This window comes from Ktedonobacter robiniae (genome assembly GCF_016587375.1).
GTDB lineage: Bacteria > Chloroflexota > Ktedonobacteria > Ktedonobacterales > Ktedonobacteraceae > Ktedonobacter > Ktedonobacter robiniae.
The window spans coordinates 4,422,501-4,439,704 of record NZ_BNJG01000001.1 but is presented as its reverse complement, the minus strand read 5'-3'; the positions used below and the strand labels follow the sequence as shown (position 1 = coordinate 4,439,704).

Annotated in this window: 13 protein-coding genes, 1 rRNA gene and 1 pseudogene (1 of these 15 only partly in view); 8 read left to right on the top strand and 7 right to left on the bottom strand. The window is 48.9% G+C overall.

Features of this window, described 5'->3' with window-relative positions:
* Positions 1-12 precede the first annotated feature (12 nt).
* Complete coding sequence (locus JMJ04_RS18450) at positions 13-1,779, bottom strand: NACHT domain-containing protein (protein WP_201371901.1); 1,767 nt, start codon at positions 1,777-1,779, stop codon at positions 13-15.
* Positions 1,780-1,787: 8 nt separating this feature from the next.
* Positions 1,788-2,204, bottom strand: coding sequence for an SLATT domain-containing protein (locus tag JMJ04_RS18445; RefSeq protein WP_268887341.1), 417 nt, complete (start codon positions 2,202-2,204; stop codon positions 1,788-1,790).
* A gap of 42 nt (positions 2,205-2,246) precedes the next feature.
* Between JMJ04_RS18445 and JMJ04_RS49470 the strand changes: the two genes are divergently transcribed.
* Entirely contained in the window at positions 2,247-2,714 is a 468-nt protein-coding gene (locus JMJ04_RS49470) for a helix-turn-helix domain-containing protein (RefSeq protein ID WP_201371899.1), read from the top strand.
* A complete protein-coding gene (locus JMJ04_RS18435) occupies positions 2,618-3,370 on the top strand; it encodes an IS630 family transposase (RefSeq protein ID WP_236038177.1) in 753 nt (250 codons plus the stop codon). Before JMJ04_RS49470 ends, JMJ04_RS18435 begins: the two co-directional genes overlap by 97 nt.
* On the opposite strand, the gene JMJ04_RS18430 is transcribed toward JMJ04_RS18435, so the two are convergent.
* The 3 genes and pseudogenes from JMJ04_RS18430 to JMJ04_RS18420 all read right to left on the bottom strand — a co-directional run bounded on the left by JMJ04_RS18430 (position 3,340) and on the right by JMJ04_RS18420 (position 6,214).
* Entirely contained in the window at positions 3,340-3,990 is a 651-nt protein-coding gene (locus JMJ04_RS18430) for a hypothetical protein (protein ID WP_201371898.1), read from the bottom strand. The two genes, JMJ04_RS18435 and JMJ04_RS18430, sit on opposite strands and share 31 nt — an antisense overlap.
* 155 nt (positions 3,991-4,145) lie before the next feature.
* Entirely contained in the window at positions 4,146-4,742 is a 597-nt protein-coding gene (locus tag JMJ04_RS18425; protein ID WP_201371897.1) for a Uma2 family endonuclease, read from the bottom strand.
* A gap of 318 nt (positions 4,743-5,060) precedes the next feature.
* Positions 5,061-6,214, bottom strand: a pseudogene (locus JMJ04_RS18420) (IS3 family transposase).
* Between the two features lie 114 nt (positions 6,215-6,328).
* Between JMJ04_RS18420 and JMJ04_RS18415 the strand changes: the two are divergent.
* The 6 genes from JMJ04_RS18415 to JMJ04_RS18390 all read left to right on the top strand — a co-directional run bounded on the left by JMJ04_RS18415 (position 6,329) and on the right by JMJ04_RS18390 (position 14,190).
* Positions 6,329-7,042, top strand: coding sequence for a hypothetical protein (locus JMJ04_RS18415; RefSeq protein ID WP_201371896.1), 714 nt, complete (start codon positions 6,329-6,331; stop codon positions 7,040-7,042).
* Positions 7,043-7,481: 439 nt separating this feature from the next.
* Positions 7,482-8,306 carry a hypothetical protein gene (locus tag JMJ04_RS18410; protein WP_201371895.1) on the top strand — a complete coding sequence of 275 codons (825 nt, stop codon included), beginning with the start codon at positions 7,482-7,484 and terminating at the stop codon, positions 8,304-8,306.
* Between the two features lie 281 nt (positions 8,307-8,587).
* The gene (locus JMJ04_RS18405; RefSeq protein ID WP_201371894.1) at positions 8,588-10,057 is read left to right on the top strand and encodes an FAD-binding oxidoreductase; all 1,470 of its coding nucleotides are present in this window, start codon (positions 8,588-8,590) and stop codon (positions 10,055-10,057) included.
* Between the two features lie 99 nt (positions 10,058-10,156).
* Positions 10,157-11,491: an FAD-binding oxidoreductase gene (locus JMJ04_RS18400; protein ID WP_201371893.1), complete on the top strand. Its 1,335-nt coding sequence runs from the start codon at positions 10,157-10,159 to the stop codon at positions 11,489-11,491.
* Positions 11,488-12,579 (top strand): SAM-dependent methyltransferase, encoded by a 1,092-nt coding sequence (locus JMJ04_RS18395; protein WP_201371892.1) that lies wholly within the window; start codon positions 11,488-11,490, stop codon positions 12,577-12,579. Before JMJ04_RS18400 ends, JMJ04_RS18395 begins: the two co-directional genes overlap by 4 nt.
* A 39-nt stretch (positions 12,580-12,618) precedes the next feature.
* The gene (locus tag JMJ04_RS18390) at positions 12,619-14,190 is read left to right on the top strand and encodes a (Fe-S)-binding protein (protein WP_201371891.1); all 1,572 of its coding nucleotides are present in this window, start codon (positions 12,619-12,621) and stop codon (positions 14,188-14,190) included.
* 82 nt (positions 14,191-14,272) lie between these two features.
* On the opposite strand, the gene JMJ04_RS18385 is transcribed toward JMJ04_RS18390, so the two are convergent.
* Positions 14,273-15,460, bottom strand: a complete 1,188-nt coding sequence (locus tag JMJ04_RS18385) for a M24 family metallopeptidase (RefSeq protein WP_201371890.1) — start codon at positions 15,458-15,460, stop codon at positions 14,273-14,275.
* A 279-nt stretch (positions 15,461-15,739) separates the two neighbouring features.
* A 23S ribosomal RNA gene (locus JMJ04_RS18380) occupies positions 15,740-17,204 on the bottom strand; it runs 1,502 nt beyond the window's last position.

The following is a 17,204-nucleotide window of genomic DNA, read 5'->3' as shown; positions in this document are numbered from 1 at the left end:
CACTTCCTCCCATCAAGGATCAGCACATCGCATCAATAATGCATCAAGCTGCAGATAATCAACTGCATACTGTGCAGCCAAGTATTCCTGAATCGTTAAGTGTAAAAAGCCATACCATCCCCGAGCTTGTTCTTTGAGAAGACCATTCTCTGAAAGTATCTCATCTAATACTTGCCCATTTTGTTCTGGTTCTAGTCCAATAGCCGGTAAAAAATTGGTAATGATATCAAGTAGATCTCGTTCCGGAAAGTAACGCTGTCCATGTAAGTGAAAATGCCAAGCAACTTCTTCTAAAAGTTGCCTTTTATGCTCTGGCTTAAAGGCACGAAGCCGGCGAATATTTCGACTAGCATCCCATTTAGTTAACAGTGTATCAACACATTGCTTATAGAGCAGGGAACGACGCTCAGGAAGATCAAGACGATCCTCATAAACAATCACAATTAATGACAGCAAAAGTGGATTAGCTGCCAATGTTTGCATACGCGAATTTTGCTCAAGTTTTAGATTGAGCTCTGAAGCATTATTTCTTTTCTGAGGATCAGAATGGTTAGCAAACCAATGCTCTACAAAGCGTTTTATCTCTCCCGGGCGAAAATCTAGAACCTCTAGTTCAGTAAAACCAATAAGTCGCGCACGCTGATGATACCCTGCTTTACGCACAGTTACTACGATTGGTGCTTGATGATAACGGGTACTGATATCAATAATAGCTTTAGATACTTGGACGTATACTTCTTCTGCTTCTTCCTTCGTCGCTCCAGTAACAGTTTCATCAAGTGCATCCAATAGCAATAATGCTTTTCCCTCTCGTAACTGCTGATGAATATATTCAACCGCTTCAATTTTTGGAAAACCATAACGATCTTCCCAAACAGTGGCAGCAAACTCGATAAGATTACGATAGCCGGAATTCACAAAAGCATTTAGCTCCACATGAATTGGTAAATTAGGTAAATTTACCAATTGCTGATCAATCGATTGCAAAGCTAAATACTTAAGTAAGGTTGATTTACCTGCTCCAGGATCACCAACAATGACGCAATGTTTATATTTACGAATTGCCTCTTCAGGTGCAAGGGCAATATCAACACGATCTTCCAAATACTTTTGAGTAGCCTTTAATAATATATTAGGATCATGTTGACTTTCTGCATCTCGTAACACTGGATCAACTTCATAATCTAATTTAATTTCTTGGTGTAATTGCAAACGAATATAAATATCCCTTATCTCAAGCGGGCTAGTCATATCAAGTATTTGTAACCTTGTAACATGTGGATCAGCACAAAGAGCTTTTTTATATGCTTCCAGACGCTCAGCAAGTGTCTTTGCACGCTGCATAGCAATATGGGCATCTTCAAAAGCTGATTCTTGGCGTTCCTGTTCACGTTTAGCACGCTCTTGCTCTGCTTCAAGCGTTTGTTCCAAACGCTTCATTCTTTCTTCATGGATAAATTGATCCTCTAACCGTTGTTTTTCAATTTGAGCATTACGTCGAATTTGATATCGAAGATGAAAGAAAGCAAATATCCCTGCAATAACAGCACCTATAACTACACCAAGAAATCCAATAATTGCAGCAATTACTACGGGATCTATAGCATTAGTTGGGGAAGGAGGAGTCTTGGTAAACACGCTTATAACATAAGCGAATTTACCAAAAGACGGGGACACAATGCTATTTTCAGCAAAAAATATTTTCAAACTTATCGGAAACAAATTTGTCATGTCGCCTGCATCCCCCAATACTTTTAAGACTTCATCAAGCAGTAGCAAATGCCAGATTAATTTTCATGTGGCGTTTGTTTATCTTCGGATGATTGTTCCAATTGCTGCTGTCGTTTCCGCTGCTCGTTTCTTAGCTTTTCTACTTCTTGAGCTAATTTTGTATACACTTGTCTATCACTTAACCCCTCATAACTATAGATACGCTTATTAGCACAAGATATTTCGTACTCTATCGCATCTGCCGTCTGTTGCAAGTTATAGCCTTTTTCACGAGGCTTTAACAATGTAACCATAGCAGTTAAGAAGCTAACTATCAAGCTAAAAGCAGGAGCAATCCAATGATTCCCTAATATACTAATTTGGCTCGTAAGGCCACTGGTAAGGCTACCTACAAAGAGAGAACTAGCAATAATGATCATTTGCAAAGCAAAATACATCCTTCTGTTATGGCTAGAAGTAAATCCATTTAGCAATTGACAAGGGTGAGATACTCATGAAAAACCCAGGAGCTTGCCATGAAACATCCCATCCCTGTCACGTTGACTGAGACAGATCGTGCCTCGCTGCAAACGTTCATCCATGCAGGCAAAGCCAATGCCAGAACGTTTACCCGAGCCCACGCCTTGCTCAAAGCGGCCGATGGCTGGACCGATCAGCAGATTTGCGAGACCTTCCAGATCAGCCGCAATACCTCCATTCGAGTTCGGCAATTGTATCTGCAAGGCGGACTCGAAGCGGTCTTGCAGGACAAGCGGCAGCAGCGCCGTCGTCAGGCTCTCACAGGAAGCCAAGCGGCTCATCTGATTGCCATTGCATGCAGTCCCACTCCTGATGGGCATGACCATTGGACGTTGCGATTGTTGGCTGGCAAGGTTGTCGAGCTGGGATTTGCCGAATCCATCTCGCCAGAAACCATTCGCCAGCTCCTGAAAAAAACGAACTTAAACCTTGGCAACACGAGCACTGGTGCATCCCAACAGTAGGAGCCGAGTTTGTCGCGACGATGGAAGATGTCCTCGACCTCATAGAGGTCGAGGACGATCCACACTCTCCCACTGTCTGCTTCGATGAGAAGTTGGTGGCTCCAGAGGCCGATGTGCGACCTTCTGTGCCAGCCAAACCAGGGCAAGTGGAACGCATCGATTATGAATACGAACGCTTGGGCACAGCCAACCTGTTTTTCTTTGTGGAGCCGCTTGCAGGCTGGCGTCACGTTGAGATGACCCAACAGAGGACCAAACGGGATTATGCTCATTGCATCCGCTGGCTCGTTGATGAGGCCTATCCGCACGCTGAGTACATTCGTCTGGTGCAGGATAATCTCAACACACATACCGCTGCGGCTCTCTATGAGACGTTTGAGCCCGCTGAGGCCAGACGCCTCTTGCAACGGATCGAATTCCATTACACGCCCAAACATGCTAGCTGGCTTAACATGGCTGAAATTGAGATTGGGATTTTTACCCGTGGCTGTCTTTCGCGTCGGGTGCAAAGTCTGTCTGAGCTACGTCAACGCATTGCGACTTTGGAGTCCGAGCGAAATGCTCAGCGTTGTACCATTTCCTGGCGCTTTACCTGCAACGATGCTCGTGACAAGCTTCATGATCTCTATCCTGTTATCAATAACAAACTGGACTGACTACTAGCTTGGCGTTGATACTTTTGAATAGCTTGCAAAAGTTCCTCTTTATAAAGCTCGAGTTGCTCGCTGATTGAAAGTATACTTGTTTGGTAAGCTTTTAGCATTCTAGATTGTATTTCTAGAGCTTCCATCTCATCTTTTAATGAGTTAACTTTTTGAATCTTTTCAATTCCTTTGAAACCAAACTTTTCTCCATCATAGCCTATAGTACCAGACATTATATGGTAACGTACGTTGAAGAAATGAAAAACGAGTATCACAATAAATAATCCAGATATCCATATAGCGGCCTGACACCAACCAGAAATATATGTGTTTTCTCCTGCTATTCCCCATATAATAATTGCTGTGATGAAGATCAGAAAGTTGATAACAATGAAATTGCGAAACCAAATAAGAGGGCGACATGCCATCCTATATTCATATTTTTTTCTTCCAATCTCATTTGCAACTCGAAATATCTCTTCTCGTTCTCTTCTTCTATACTCTGCATAGGAACCACGATCCCTCCGAAGCCGATATAAATAAGAAATAGCTTTTTGTAGTCTGAAATCCAGAACTATCACTACGCCAGAATAGGCATCTATGTTGATTAAGAAATCAAAGTAATTATGCATAACTTTCCTGAGTAAAAACGTACACAAAACACATTAAGGTGTCAAGATCAGATGTCAAAAACCTTCCACCACAACACAGACATCCCACAACAAATCATAAAAAGCACCCTCACTACTATAAGTGAGGGTGTCTCTCTAATTCCTATCAGAAAACCTTAAATGAATATTTGCTCGACGGTGATAGGCAAACCGGGCAATACTTGAGAAGGTAGCACATCATCAGCAATAAAAAGCCCTTGAGAACGATAGATGCCACTATCGAGAAACAGCACTTCTACGATATGAGCATCAGGGGTTACAATCCAGTACTCAGGGACACCAGCTCCGGCGTATGCATCTTGCTTCTCGCGTCGATCATGGCCTGCTGTACTCGGTGAGGCAACCTCAATCACCAGATCAGGAGCACCGAGAATGCGTGAGTCAGCGACCTGATCCAGATGCTCATTGAAAAGTACAAACACATCAGGCTGAACGACATATCCATACCCTAGTTCGACATCGAGAGGAGCCATAAACACCTCTCCTAGCCCTAAACCCTCTACATAGTTACAGAACAGATTCACAAGCCTCTTCGCCACTTTCTGATGCCACACGCTAGGAGAAGGTGTCATATACAAGACTCCATTCACCACTTCATAACGATGCCCATCCTCTGGTATCGCTGCATACTCCTCATATGTCCACTGTCCCTGGCCTGGACCTGGCACCCAATCAGCAGGAGTCACTGCAAACAATCTCGATCTTGTTGTCATGGTTACCCTGCCTCTCAATAACAAATGGTTTCCTTCTCAAAGAATACCATAAACGTGAGAAACTGGCATTGCATCAGCTAATCGCAGTTATTTGTAACAAATCAATTTAGACCTACTATTCTTATTAGTGAGTCTAATCAAAATTCAATGATAAATTATTCAAATACAAACCGTTCAATATATGAAAATAGAAAGGATGCTTAAAATGTCTAAAGATAGGAATGCTCTCAAAGCAAAGTACCCTGTTTTTGAAGAAAGTTTGGCCTACGATATATTGAAAAAGTGGAGTGAACCCCTTTTGCCGGACACACGAGGAAGTCAACTTCTGGCCACAGAGGCATAGGCTTCCTCAAACTCAGCAGGCGGAAGATACCCCAAGCTCGAATGCAAGCGCTTGGTATTGTACACCTGCTCGATGAATTCCTGTAAATTGGCTTCTGCATCGGCAAATGACTCGTACTCTTTGAGATACACTTCCTCCATTTTTAACGTCTTAAAGAAACTTTCGGCTTTGGCATTGTCGTACGGATTCCCCACGGCCGACATACTGATGTGCGCGCCAATCGCCTGTAACTGCTCCACATAGTCGTGACTCGCATATTGGACGCCACGATCGCTGTGATGGATCAAGCCGGGAGCTGGGTGGCGTTCGGCAATGGCCTGGTTCAAGGCGGCCAGGGTCAACTGAGTCGTCATCTCCCGTGAGAGGAACCACCCCACGCACCGGCGTGAGAACGCATCCAGGATACAAGCCAGGTACACAAAAGCTCCCCGCAGGCGGATGTACGTGAGATCAGCCACCCACGCCTGATCGGGTGCCGTCAGTACCCGATCGGCTAACACATTGGGATAGACCGGGAACCTATGCCGCGAGTCGGTCGTCGCAACCACAAATCGTTTTTTCAGATGACACAACAAGGATTCTTCCCGCATGATCCGCAAGACGCGTTTATGATTGACCTTCCAACCTGCTCGTGCCAGAGCACGAGTGACGCGACGATAGCCATAGCCGGGAAACTCCAAAATGATTCGCTCAATGTGATCGCGCAGCTCCGTTTCTCTCTCATCTCCCTGTTCGAGCTTGGCTTCATAGTACCAACTGCGACTCACGGAGAACCATTCACACAGCCGTAGCACCGAGAGTTCCGGGTGGTCTTGATGAGCCTGTTGGATCATGGCGTGACGCTCCCCAACCCTCTGCTCTGCAAGGCTTTTTTTAACACCTGATTCTCCAACGCCAATTGTCCACAAAAACGCTCTAATTCGGCTACCCGTGAGGCTTCAGTGGCCGGTCCTGACTCGGTGGACAAAAAGGCCAACTCTCCGCGCTCCTGATACTCCTTGCGCCACCGCGAGAGAACACTTGCAGCCAGTCCATATTCGCGGCAGACTTGGGCTGGTCGCTTCTGGCCGGTACTCACCTGACGGACGACATCCAGTTTAAATTCTCGGCTGTGTTGTCGCTTGTGCATCGTTTCTTCTCCTTCGCGTCTTTCTCAGTGTACGATATTTTCGCGAAGTTGACTTCGATCACTGTCCGGGAAAATGGGTGCAGTCCAAAACATATCGAGCAAAAACTTCTAAATATGAATATTGATATCAAAAAAATTGGAAATTTAGATTTAACTACAGCCAAAACAAACTTGGAAGAGATTAACGAAATTATAGACAAAAGGATTTTTTCACGTAGCTTTTATGTTTTAGCAGGATACGATACTTTGTACGATAAAGTCACTTTTGATGTGACTGAAGGTCGCCCTGAACCTCATGAAAATCTTCTGCATTATTGGGTATTTAGAGCTGTTCCTTTGCTTCTGGATATAAAAAGACAGCTAATTGATCACATTGGTCTGTTAGAAGAAGAGGCAAAAATACAAGATATCAAAGATGTAATTAAGAAAGTGCAGGATGAAACGGTCAGATTAAAATTAGAAGATCAATTAGATGATTTGCAAAGGCAAACACAGAATCAAAGAGCACAGGCACAAGAAGCCATAAAGCAACAAGAATCTAAGCAAGCAGAGGAAGAATGGAGGCTAACTCTTCGTCAACGTACCGCAGAAGTACGAGAATTAGAATGGAAGTTATGGCGTTCTTTCATAGAAAGAGAGTCTGTATCAACAATTATAGGAGCACTGCTACTGCTTATCATCGTTGCAGCCTTAATCATTGCAATGTTTAATCATGTAACATCTCCTGAGATCATTAATAATGCTTTTCTAGTCATACTAGGTTATTTTTTCGGGCAAACTGTAGGTAAAGTAGAAGCCAAGAACAAATCTGACAGAGAAAAAGACTAAGCAACACAAAATCAATCGTCAAAAACCACTTTTTCTATCCCCTACAATAGCAACAACACAGAGCTGATAAAGCCGCTCTAGAAGCCAACGTGACTATAAGAGGGACTTAAAATCCCCTGACTTAAGAAATAAACAGCAAGGGATTTGAGCAACGCCTGAATCTTCTTTTGAGAGTCAGCAAGGGCTCTTTACAGATCCTTCGCCTGCATCAGTAAATAAAAAATCTAGATTTTAAGCGTCCAGAGGGCGTCCACAAACAAACTGAGCCGACTTTGCTCTTTTTCTCTCCTGCGTTGTCATTCTCAGTATCACTTGTCTCTTTCTATCCCCTACATCGCTTTACGCTGCCAACCAGCCAGCCTGTGTCTCGGATGTACCACCCCTGACGCCAGGCGGCACAACTGTTCTTCCTTTACCAGAACAGACGAATATCATCTACATGAATGAGATACTCAGCAATCCAGATACCATCCAGTGGAACTGCAATAGTGCCATAAAAACAGACAACATCTGGATAGAGTTATTCAATCCTACTGATAATACGTACAATCTTAGTGATGCAGCAGTCACTCTCGATCAAGGCCTGGGGACGCCTGCACTCTCCTTTCCGCCGCAATCCGTTATCCTCCCACATAACTACTTTGTCTTCTTCCCCTTCGCAGGAAATCAGCAAGAAAACATTCCCACTGGGACAATGACACAGTTTCGTTTACGTGTCAACGATACCCTTATCAGTACGCAAGACTTCCCAACACTTGACAAAGATATATCTTATGCGCGTTTTCCTGGCACCTCAGGCACTGACTTTACTTGGGAGATAACAAATCAACCAACTATCGGCACGCAAAATTTGCCATCTCAAGTAAACACGACAGCAACACTAACTAGCGGAGTCACTCCCACGGCAACCCACCGCGCTGGTAGTACTCCCTCATCCACTCCCCAACAGAAGCATACTGCTGGCACAACTCATACTACGGGAAGTGCGGGAAATCCTTCACCACCAAACGATGGCAATCAGCCCTCGTGGCAGGCGCTCAAGCAGCCAGCTACCACATCTGACCAGCAACAACCAGCCTCCTCATCTCTGCCGACTATACCTGCGTTATTGTCATCCACGACACCTGATACAACGCCGCGCAAACTTCTCCTTAGCGGGCTAACCGTTATCCTGGCGGCTGGCATATATTGGGGTGCACGCCGCTGGCTACTACGTCCAGCGAAGCAACCTACATCTGATCCCCAACAAAAAAACCAACCATAAGCATGATGATTTAACCAACGCAAAAAAAGAAAGAAGCAGCTATCGGCATCACACAACAAACATTGCATGTTCACGCTTCATAAGCGATAGCACATCTCTACTACCATTTTCTTGTCTTACAACTGTTCAGCTTCACAAGCTAGAGAGCGCATGGTATCATCTATCCAAGGGATGTAGTCTAAGAAGACAAACAGTAGCAGGGTAACGCTAGAAAATGGCAGGAGAGTGCATGTGTAGCGCCTCTATTGCCTGCAATGCAGCATCACCGCAAGGAGGGGATTATGAGTATCGCAGAACGACCAACAGCCGGGACCACCGCTTCAGTCTATGAACGGGTGACTCCGAAAACCAAAGAAGCGCTGGTAAGAGAGCTTACCCAGCTTCTTGGTGTGCGACATGTTCTCCACTCCCCCTATGATCTCGCGCTCTATGAGTATGACGCCTCCATCGAACGAGGTCGGCCAGATGTTGTTGTCTTTCCAGCCAGCACCGAAGACGTAGCTGCTATCGTCAAATGTGCGCGCCGTTATCATATACCCGTTGTGCCACGCGGTGCAGGGACGGGCCTGAGCGGTGGGGCTATTCCACGCTATGGAGGAATCGTAATAGTTTTCACGCGTATGAATCAGATCCTAGAGGTCGATTACGAAAACCTGTGCGCAGTCGTGCAACCCGGGCTGGTCAATCTGCATTTGAGCCATGCTCTTAATCCACATGGCTTCTACTATGTCCCTGATCCGAGTAGCCAGCGCTCCTGCACGATTGGTGGGAACGTGGGCGAGAATGCAGGTGGGCCACACACCCTCCTCTACGGCGTCACCACAAATCATGTCCTGGGCGTTGAATTGGTCACTGCCGAGGGCGAAATCGTCGAGGTTGGCGGCTGGACATATGATGCCCCTGGTTATGATCTGACTGGCCTACTCATCGGCTCTGAGGGCACGCTCTGCATCATTACCAAAATTATTGTACGCATCGTTCACCTGCCCGAGGCTGTGAAGACGATGGTTGCGATCTTCGACTCCATGCAGGATGCATCTAATACGGTCACAGAGATCATTGCGCACGGAGTGATTCCAGCCGCTATTGAAATGATGGATCAGGTGATTTTGCAGGCAGTTGAAGCCGATACTCCCGCAGGCTATCCCCTGGACGCCGCGGCTGTCCTCCTGATAGAAACAGAAGGACTATACGAAAATGTTGAGGAGCAGCAGCAACAGATCGTCGCCATCTGTGAAAAGCATCGCGCCCGCCAGGTACGCATTGCTGCCGACGAAATAGAACGCCAGCGCTTCTGGGCTGGGCGAAAAAATGCCTTCGGCGCGGTGGGACGCATTAGCCCGGAGTTTTATGTGCAGGATGGCGTGGTACCTCGAACGCAGCTCCCCTATGTCCTACGGCGCGTGAATGAGATCTGTCAACACTATGGCTTACGAGTCGGAAACGTCTTTCACGCTGGCGATGGAAACCTGCATCCACTCATCCTCTTCGACTCCCATATCCCTGGCGAGGTTGAACGCGTGCGCCAGGCCGGACACGAGATTCTCCAGGTATGCGCTGACGTTGGTGGGTCCATTACCGGTGAGCATGGGGTAGGGATTGAAAAGCAGGCCGAAATGGCGCTTATCTTCAATGACACAGACTTACGCGTCATGCAACAGGTTCGCCAGGCCTGCAATCCCGATCAGCTCTTCAATCCAGGAAAACTCTTTCCCCTACCAGGACGTTGCGCTGACATGAAACAACTCTAACAGCACTCGCGCCAGCCACAACTACTCTGGTATGCCTCATTCTCACATACCAGACACTACACCCTGCACATATTTATCTGATGAGGAGCTGAAAAACTGATGGGAGAGAGCATCTTGCTTGCGCAGAGCCTGCAAACACATCTACCCAGCTTAACGCTATTACAAGAGGTCGAGCAGCGACACACCTATGTAGTCGATGACGTTGCGCCAAAATTCATCCTCATACCAGATACGATTGAAGAGGCAGCCCAGGCGGTCGCACTTATTCACCAATATGGGGGAACCTTACAGGCACGTGGAAACGGCACTTACATACATCTCGGCGGCATTCCCAGCCCCTTTGATACCGTCTTGCTTACAACCAGGCTTAATCATCTCCTTGAGCATGAGGCGGGCGATTTGACTTGCCGGGTTGAGGCTGGCATGCCACTAGCAACCCTCCAGGCATTGCTGGCACGTAAGGGGCAGAGATTACCCCTTGACCCACCCCATGCTGAGCAGGCAACCATTGGAGGGCTTCTCGCGGCCAATGCCAGCGGGCCTAAACGCCTTCTTTATGGAACGCCCCGTGATCTCTCCATTGGCTTACGCGTCATTCAAGCCAATGGAGAGATCGCCAGGAGCGGCGGACGGGTCGTGAAGAATGTCGCGGGCTATGACCTGAATAAACTCTTCATCGGCTCCCTAAGCACACTGGGAATTATTGTTGAGGCGAACTTTAAGCTCCAACCCCTGCCACCAGCGGAGCATACACTCCTGTTGACCTATACCAATGTAGAAGATGCTATGCAGACTGTTACCCAGCTACTCGGCTCAGTAATCACACCTACAGCCCTTGAGTTAATTGACAGCGGTGCAGCCAGCGTCATGAGCGACTTTCACGGCATCAACCTGCCTGTGAATGGCTATACTCTGGCCGTAAATTTTGAGGGCAGTCTCTCGACCATAGAACGGCAGATCAATGAGACGCGTCTCCTGGCGCGTAGACAACATGCCCTGCTGGGAGAAGATCTTACTAATCACGCGCAAGAGCACTTCTGGCAGACTATTCGTCAACAAACACAGGGAACGCTTACCTGCAAAATAAATCTCCTCCCTTCACAAATACCCCATTATCTGCGTATACTGTCCTCAACCTGTCACCAATATGATCTTGAGGCCACCAACATTGCGCACGCTGGCAACGGCATCGTTTATACAGAACTCCAACCTGTCGATGCTACACCGCGCCTGGTTGGCACCCTGACAGCGCTACGTAGCGCTGTTCAAGCCCTACGTGGTAGTCTAGTAATAGAGCACTGTCCAACTCAGTTGAAACAACATATTGATGTCTGGGGCGAGCCTGGAGCCGCCTTCACGATGATGCAGCGCCTCAAAAGTCAGTTTGATCCACAGGAAACATTTATTAAAGGACGGTTTTTGGGAGGATTGTGAGTAGTCAGAATACTTTGCTTATTACAACTCAGCCTGAATTTACCCAGGCTGCCATAGATGAGTTGCGCATATTAGAGAAACAGATCGAAGTTCTGGAAGAGCTTGTGCCAGGCATCCTGCACTGTAGCGTGCCTGATAGCGCAGTACTTATGCGACGCGCCAGCCAGGCCCAGCTTATCTTTGTACGCCACCTGGCACCTGTACAGGACATAGTTGCGCTACACAATAGTGAACAGGATCTAGGCAACATTGCCACCGCGATAGCAGAGCTACCAGGCTTTGTACGCATCGAGCGTGGGATTCATTTCGCCGTACAAACACGCTTTATTCAGACGGACAAACAACAGGGCAAACGCCCCTACAGTAGTGGCATGCTCAATCGTGAATTAGCCATGGCATTCGCGGAAGAGACGGGCGCCATCGAAGATATAAAAAAACCCGAAGTGGTGGTCTCTCTGCTCTGCGCTTCCCACCAGTGCTACGTCGGCATCTCAAACGTCGAAGATAACCTGAGTAGTTGGCCTGGAGGAGCGCGCCACTACGCCCAGACAGAAGAGCAAATCAGCCGGGCCGAGTTTAAGCTGCTTGAAGCGCTGGAGGTGTTTCATATTACGCTTCCCGAGCAAGGCAAGGCGCTAGACCTGGGGGCCGCCCCAGGTGGCTGGACACGTCTGCTGCTCAACGCAGGACTGGATGTCGTCGCTGTCGACCCAGCAAATCTGGATCCACGCTTACGTGCCTATAGAGGACTCGAACATTATCAAGGATATACCGAACGCTATCTCGATGCCCAGGCCCAATTGAAGCACTTCACCCGCTTTGACCTGATCGTCAATGATATGAAAATGGATGCACGGGAAGCTGCGAGACTCCTGGTGCGAGCCTCGGCGCAGTTACGACCAGAGGGTTTTATTATCAGTGTGTTTAAGTTGCCTCACGCAACCGAGACCATTAACCCACTCAAAACAGTGAACGAAGCCTTGAAAACGATGCGTAAACACTTCAACATAGTGCGAGCACACCAGTTGTTTCATAACAGGCAAGAGATCACCGTTGCGGCGGCGCAACCGCTTCCTACGCGTAGATAAAGGCATGCACGCCTTTTTTCATCATATGGAGGTCCCCTCATGGCATCAGAGCCGATCATTAGGCATGAGACATATCCAGAGATCACTCCCCCCACAGAGGGGCCGTTGCGCCGCGATACGCACACGTATGACCTGATGCGTCAATGCATCCATTGTGGCTTCTGCCTGCCTACCTGCCCTACCTACGCAGTATTGGGCGTAGAGATGGACTCGCCTCGTGGGCGCATCTATCAGATGCAGGCAGTGGCGGAAGGGCGCCTGGACATCTCTGATGATTTCATCGAGCATATGAATTGCTGCGTGGGATGCCGCGCCTGTGAAACCGCTTGTCCATCAGGCGTGCAATTTGGCAAGCTGATTGAAGCGGCTCGCGAGCAGATTCAGCTAGCCGACAAGCAGCCCGAGGCGCGTACCCAGACTGTTCCAGCGTCCGAGCAAGAAGAGGAGCGCCCCAATGCACAGGGATCAGTGGCTGGCAAACTGCTTCATCGCTTCTTCTTTGACTACATGCTCCCTTCACGTCCGATAACGACGCTTGTCTTCTCAGGGCTAAAGATCTACCAACGGAGTGGGCTACAGAAGCTTGCGCGCAGCACAGGCCTCATCGATGTGGCCAATGGACTTCCCACACCATTTCAAGGCAAGCTGAAACTTCCTGAACAGCTCATGAACTCGGCCTCTGGAGACCTATTTCCTGATCTCCTCCCCGAGATAACATCCGCAATCGGAGTAAGGCGTTATCGCGTTGGTTTCGTCAGCGGCTGTATCATGGACCAGGTTTTTCGCGATATCAATGAAGCAAGCATCCGTGTACTGGCCGCCAATGGCTGCGAGGTGATTACGCCACCTCAACAGAATTGCTGCGGAGCGTTGCATGTACATGGAGGCGAGGCTGCACGCGGACGCGAATTGGCCAGGCGCAACATCGACACCTTTGAGCAGTATAATTGTGATTTCATTATCATCAATTCTGCTGGCTGTGGCTCAACCCTCAAAGAGTACGATCACATGCTACGCGATGATCCCGCCTATGCAGAGCGAGCAAAGACCTTTAGCCACAAGGTAAAAGACATCAGCGAGTTTCTAGCTGGACTCACGCTCAATCCACAAATGGGCGAGATTTCACGGACCGTCGCCTATCATGATGCCTGCCACCTGGCACACGGACAAAAAATCAGGCAGCAACCACGCCAGCTGCTCAAATCCATTCCCGGCTTACGACTGACAGAACTCAAAGAGGCCGATTGGTGCTGCGGCAGCGCCGGCATCTACAATATCGTCAATCAGGAGATGGGCAATGAACTGCTCGAGCGAAAGATGAATAATGTTGCTGCGACTGACGCGGAGATCATCGCCACAGGCAACCCGGGATGTATGATGCAGATCGACATGGGAGTACGCCAGCGCGGTCTCGCCATGAAAGTTGTCCATCCTATTCAGCTTCTCGACGAGGCATATCAACAAGGTGGTCTCTACGACCAAGTCCAGCAAGCGAATTTGGAGCATCGCTCATCAGGGAGGCAGCGCCAGAAACAGCGACAGACGTTGCTCATAGGCATTGGGCTAGGTTTCCTGCTGGGGTTATTCCTGCTAGGGAGGCGTAAGAAATAAACCGCCACATGACCTATTCAAACGCCAAAGGGTGCGACTCTAAGCCTTCCCGCTCAGAGCCGCACCCTTTTATAACAAGCGCTTAAACCACGTAAATTGCATCTTGAGGTTGAGAGAACCACTCACAGCCCTGTGCTGTGACAATAACCTCGTCTTCCTGGCTCACATATCCACACTCGGTCATAACACCCAGTTCTAGAGTAAATATAAGTCCCTCTTCAATCGTATAATAAGGTGTTTCGCCATAACGGGCCCAAGGCGGCCCTAGAATGGGTCCACCATCATGAGCATAGCGACCAACACCGTGTCCCAACGCATGCTGGTACTCAGGATAACCAGCCTGCACGAGATACTCGCGTGCCGCGGCATCTACCTGCCAACCCTGAACGCCTGGTTTAAGTATGGCCTTGCCAGCCTCGATAGCCCCCTTAACAGCGGCAAAGGCTTGGGAGACAACCTCAGGCACATTCTGCTCTCCAGGTTTGCGCAGATACCACATACGTTGGAGATCAGAGCAGTAGTCCGCATATGATACCCCTAAATCGACACTAGCCACGAATCCTGGCTCAATTTCGATTCCTCCAGGTGCTCCATGCCCAAAGAGCGTATTGGGGCCAAATTTAACGCCTGGACAGCTATCATAAGACCAGGCGCTTCCCAGAGAGCGACTCGCCATCTCAGTATGGACAAGATCGCTAATCTCCCGCTCAGTCACTCCAGCTTTAAGGGAGCGTGTAATCAAGTCAAAGAGGCCATACGTTTCCTCGATGGCCTGGCGCATACGCACCAATTCCTGGGAAGTCTTACGGCTACGCAGGCGAGAGATAAGGGGAGAAGAGGAGGTAAAACGCTCTGGGAAAGGAGTGGCTTTCAATGCTTCCACTAATTGTAGGTACATGCCATGCGTCAAGCCATCGGCCGCCACATCATCGATAGAATAGTTCAATGCAATGGAGGAAGGATTGAGCCGCGTCAATGTTTCAACCAGGACAGAGGCAAAGCTATCGGTATAGGTAATCACGGTATCGTACAGTTTTCCCTGCTTAACCAGATCATCGTCATAGCGCGCAACTATCGCGATCTTTTCACCAGTGCGCGTCAAAATAAAAGCGCAATGCCAAGTCAGCTCCTGGTCAAAAATAAGTTTGAGCGCAGGATCAGGCTGCTCACCTGTCTCACGTACAAAAGTCAGCCAGCAATCAAGCTGAAGCTCATCAAGAATTTGTATTGCCTGATTTATCTTCTCACGTTGCAAAGCCACATCAGTCATGGAGAGCTCTCCTTTGGGGATGTAAGATGGTAGCTCCAGTATATCACGGAGAAATCAAGATCAAAAAATAGAAAGAGCGTGACTCCATCAAGTGTCTGCTGATGAAATCACGCTCTTGTCGATACCTGTCCAAAGAAGTATTCCCTCAATTTTGCTGAGCCACGCTGGCCTGCTCACGCTCCCCGTGCCGCGATGTCCTCTCACTCGTGCTCAGATCCGATCTCAGACCGCTCTCACTCACACCACAAGGACTCACCACACACGCGAAGAAACAGAATGGGAAACAAGCCGTACGATCATTAGTACTGCTCCGCTCCACCTGTTACCAGGCGTCCACGCGCAGCCTATCCACCAGGTCTTCTTCCTGGGATCTTGACTCTTCTTGAGAGTGGGAAAAGTTATCTTCGGGTCGGCTTCGCGCTTAGATGCTTTCAGCGCTTATCCCTTCTTGACGTAGCTACCCAGCTCTGGAGGAGGCCCCCCAACTGGCGCACTAGCGGTCAAGCCATCTCGGTCCTCTCGTACTGAAGATGACTCCCCTCACTTTTCCGACGCCCACGACGGATAGAGACCGAACTGTCTCGCGACGTTCTGAACCCAGCTCGCGTGCCGCTTTCATGGGCGAACAGCCCAACCCTTGGGACCTACTCCAGCCCCAGGATGCGACGAGCCGACATCGAGGTGCCAAACCTTGCCGTCGATGTGAACTCTTGGGCAAGATAAGCCTGTTATCCCCGGGGTAGCTTTTATCCGTTGAGCCACACTCCTTCCACACGGGAATGTGGGATCACTAAGCCCGACTTTCGTCCCTGCTCGGCCTGTACGCCTTACAGTCAAGCTCCCTTGTGCCTTTACACTCTACAGAGGGTGATGTCCATCCACCCTGAGGGAACCTTTGGGCGCCTCCGTTACTCTTTGGGAGGCGACCGCCCCAGTCAAACTACCCATCTGGCCCTGTTCACGTCCCGGATCACGGTGACGTGTGAGACACAAACCATGGTGAGAGTGGTATTTCACTGCTGCCTCCCTCACCCCCACAAGGATGAGTTCTTCGGCTCCCACCTATGCTACGCACACCATACTTCGTTTCCAGGCCAAACTGTAGTAAAGCTCCACGGGGTCTTTTTGTCCTGTCGTGGGTAACCCGTATCTTCACGGGTACTTCAATTTCGCCGAGTCCTCTGTCGAGACAGCGCTCAAGTCGTTACTCCTTTCGTGCGGGTCGGAACTTACCCGACAAGGAATTTCGCTACCTTAGGACCGTTATAGTTACGGCCGCCGTTCACCGGGGCTTAGATTCGTGGCTACGCACACCACTCCTCGTAACCTTCCGGCACTGGGCAGGAGTCAGCCCCTATACTTCCGCTTTCGCGTTCGCAGAGACCTGTGTTTTTGGTAAACAGTCGCTTGAGCCGATTTCTTGCAACCTTCTCACCATGTGTGCAAGCACACACAGCTACGCAGGCACCCCTTCTTCCAAAGGTACGGGGTTAATTTGCCGAGTTCCTTAACAGAGGGTCGCTCGATCACCTGGGGAGATTTCCCCCTGCCTACCAGTGTCGGTTTGCGGTACGGGCGGAACAATTTCTGGCGAGAGGCTTTTCTTGACGGCCTGGGGACCAATGACTTCCGCACCCTCGCGGGCGCTCGGCCTCAGTGTCACGCATAATGTGTCCGGGATTTTCCTCGGTCACGCGCTTCAACAGAGGCACCGATCCTGTCCATTCGATCGGCTCACCTTCCC